This is a genomic window from Acinetobacter sp. YH18001, from assembly GCF_013416975.1.
GTDB classification, from domain to species: Bacteria; Pseudomonadota; Gammaproteobacteria; order Pseudomonadales; family Moraxellaceae; genus Acinetobacter; species Acinetobacter pseudolwoffii.
This window is the reverse complement of sequence record NZ_VPEU01000096.1, coordinates 1-3,040: the sequence shown is the minus strand read 5'-3', so window position 1 is coordinate 3,040 and position 3,040 is coordinate 1. Positions and strand designations below refer to the sequence as shown.

The 3,040-nt window shown below is 36.5% G+C and carries 2 protein-coding genes and 3 pseudogenes; 4 read left to right on the top strand and 1 reads right to left on the bottom strand.

Annotated features, from left to right (window positions below; all coding sequences use genetic code 11):
- Positions 1-2: 2 nt before the first annotated feature.
- A pseudogene (locus FTV48_RS15060) lies at positions 3-140 on the top strand (hypothetical protein); the annotation flags it as partial.
- A 262-nt stretch (positions 141-402) separates the two neighbouring features.
- On the top strand, positions 403-1,164 hold the full coding sequence (locus FTV48_RS14325; RefSeq protein ID WP_180000743.1) for an alpha/beta fold hydrolase: 762 nt from the start codon (positions 403-405) through the stop codon (positions 1,162-1,164).
- A 7-nt stretch (positions 1,165-1,171) separates the two neighbouring features.
- On the opposite strand, the gene FTV48_RS14320 is transcribed toward FTV48_RS14325, so the two are convergent.
- The gene (locus tag FTV48_RS14320; protein ID WP_180000742.1) at positions 1,172-2,128 is read right to left on the bottom strand and encodes a M15 family metallopeptidase; all 957 of its coding nucleotides are present in this window, start codon (positions 2,126-2,128) and stop codon (positions 1,172-1,174) included.
- 159 nt (positions 2,129-2,287) lie between these two features.
- Here FTV48_RS14320 and FTV48_RS14315 point away from each other — a divergent pair.
- Both FTV48_RS14315 and FTV48_RS15055 read left to right on the top strand, forming a co-directional pair.
- Positions 2,288-2,920: pseudogene (locus tag FTV48_RS14315) on the top strand (OmpA family protein); the annotation flags it as partial.
- Positions 2,914-3,040, top strand: a pseudogene (locus FTV48_RS15055) (ABC transporter substrate-binding protein); the annotation flags it as partial. The pseudogenes FTV48_RS14315 and FTV48_RS15055, both read left to right, overlap by 7 nt.

Below are 3,040 nucleotides of genomic sequence, written 5' to 3'. Positions count from 1 at the left end.
TTATCGCATTTTTGGCCTTTGTGGCGATTACGATTTTTAAAGGGGTACGTATTGTCCCGCAAGGTTATAAATGGATCGCACAACGCTTGGGCAAATACCATACGACGCTGAATCCGGGTCTGAAATTAAAAATAAAATATGGGTGCGATTTCTCTTAATCCCAAGGCTATTTTAAAAATGTATTAGATCGTCTTTTATATTGATGGGGCATTTTTCTTTAATTCAAATTAATAATTAAGCTTTGAACACTTTTAATCTGATGATGAATTTAGCCTAAGCAAAATTGATCAATTTGCTATAAATAGCCTAAGCAAATTTTTTATTTTAAAAATTTGGCAATTGATTAATTTTCAATATCAACCCACTATTAACATTTAAATCAAGAAATCACGGAATTCTCAAATGGTCCTTAACTATCAATTACACCATCATGAAACTTCAACAGTATCTCCAATGATCTTTATTCATGGTTTATTTGGTAGTTTGAGTAATTTAGGAATATTAGCTCGACATTTTTCTGAACAGAGAACCGTGATCCAAATTGATGTGCGTAATCATGGTCTTTCTGGTCATAGCTCTGATATTAACTATCAGCTCATGGCAGAAGATGTATTGGAAACTTTATCCAGTTTAAATGTTCATAAGTTTGTCGTTGTTGGACATTCCATGGGTGGGAAAATTGCTATGAAACTGGCAGATTTAGCTCGTGAACAGACTGAAAAACTCGTCGTCCTTGATATTACACCGATCCAATATCATGAAAATCATCATGCTGAAATTTTTCAAGCCTTATTTGCAGTACAGCAAGCAAATGTTGCTTCACGACTGGAAGCAGCAAAAATTATGCATAAATATATTCATGAAGAAATGGTAATTCAATTTTTATTAAAATCCTTTAATAAAGGGCAGTGGCTGTTTAATGTTCAGTCTTTGTTTGATCATTATCCAGATATTATGGCTTGGGAAAAGGTCGAAAAAATTAATCAGCCAGCCTTATTTCTGCGTGGTGGTGATTCTTTTTATATCTCAAAACCAGAACATTTTGCAGCAATTAATGAACAGTTTTCTCAGGCAAAAATTGAAGTCATTGAAAATACCGGTCATTGGCTACATGGTGAAAAACCAGATGAAGTCATTAAACACATGCAAGCCTTTGTTAATTAATTAATATTTAAGGCTGTAATGTATATACCTGTAATTGCCCTTCATGGATCAGTTGATGTGCCATCTCAGCAGTTTTCTTTAAACCGGGCATACGATATTCAGTATGTCCGAAATCTTTAATGGATTTCCAGCGGCCACCCCAGGTCAAACCTACCGATTCAGCGACCTGACCATATAACTCATAACCGCGCATGGCCCAGGGATCACGTTCTGTAATGACTACTTTGCCATGCCGTTTAAAGGCAATATCTGCAGCCAATCCAAATTGATGATAACTCTGAAAGCCTTTGGCCTTGGTAATATTACTATCGGCTGCCAACGAATTTTGCCGTTCCGGACTCCGATAGCCTTCAAGTAAAACCAGCTCATAATCATGCTGTTCTTTCATGATTTTAAATACCATCAGTAAACGTTGCTTAAATCGTGGATTCATCTTATGCCATTTACGGTCTGCTGTACTGATATCTGAATGCGTAAGCATTGCTGGTCTATGAATATCTTCAAGATTTGAATTAAAGCTTTGTGCTGAAATAGCCGGATGATCTGGAAAATGCTCTTGTTGAAGGGCTTCTATAATGAGGTGGTCAGCAACTTCAGGCGGAGCCGTCAACATTTGCCCATCCAAAAGAGCATAAATTTGTGGATCAACTTTCCTTAAATATTCAGATTCAAATTTTCTGGCAGTTAAGGGCTGGGTAAAAGCGAGTAGCAAAATACTGCCAAATAATATTAATCCGGTAATCAAAATCCACCACTGCTGCACATACCAATGAGAATGCAGATGTTCAGGCGAGGCTGCCCGATAAAATTTACGTGAAAAATGTATTGCTTGAGTCAATTGCTGTTTGCTGTGCGGAATAAATCTGAGAAAAACACCCTGTATCCTTCGTCTAAACTCATAGGACAGCAGGGCGAACATTACCAAGCTCATTAGGGTGAAGCTACCTAATATGACAAAAATCATAAGTGAAATACTTGGTCTAGTTCAGATTCCAACCCAGCCTTTTCTTAAGCGATATAAATTGTGCAACGGCGCAATTCTTTGCAAAGATTGCATTCAATTTTTCTGAAGTAAATACTTTTAAGTTTTTATTTTTAACCGAATGACAGCACACAACAGGAAATTTTGAATAAACTCTATGCAACTTATGGCCAAAAAAATGTGATAAATCGCATTCAGATCCGTCAAGTAACAGCACCAATTGGATGGTCAAATGCGGTAAATAATGTGATTAATGATGATCTTAAAAAGGTAAAGCAAGGTAAATTAACAGTCAAAGGGTCTAATATTCATTTGATTGGTAAAGTTTTAAATCTTCATGAAATGGATATTACTACTAAAAAGTTTCAAGGTTTAATACCAGCAAATTATCATTTAAATGCACAGCTCACTGTAAATTAGGCAGAACAGCAGATTATTGATGCGGTATTAAAGAATCGCATTGTTGAGTTTGAATCTGGTAGTGCGGTACTGGCAGCGTCCGGTGCAAAGATTCTGGATGAAATGGTCATAGCTTTAAATAAGGTAAGCGGAAAGAAGATACGGATTATTGGACATACTGATAGTTCCGGTGATGCCAACAAAAATATAGTACTGAGTCAACAGCGCGCAGAAGCCGTAAAGAATTATTTAATCAGTAAAAATATAGCAGCTGAAAATTTAAGTGTTGATGGTTTAGGATCAACTCAACCTATAGCTGATAACTTAACAGCTGAAGGTCGTAAGAAAAATCGCAGGATTGAATTTGAAGTGCTTTTATCTGTAAAGGCAAACAAAGTGGTGCCATCAAGCAGCTTGCTTCATTTTATAATCAGAATGTGGTGAAAGAGGAATCTTGGACAGCCATTCAACGTGATTTGAGCAACCGGTTACCGA

What these genes read in the sequence shown, in the direction of transcription:
- FTV48_RS14325 (WP_180000743.1), top strand. Translation starts at nt 403, where the DNA reads ATGGTCCTTAACTATCAATTACACCATCATGAAACTTCAACAGTATCT.
- FTV48_RS14320 (WP_180000742.1), bottom strand. Translation starts at nt 2,128, where the DNA reads ATGATTTTTGTCATATTAGGTAGCTTCACCCTAATGAGCTTGGTAATG.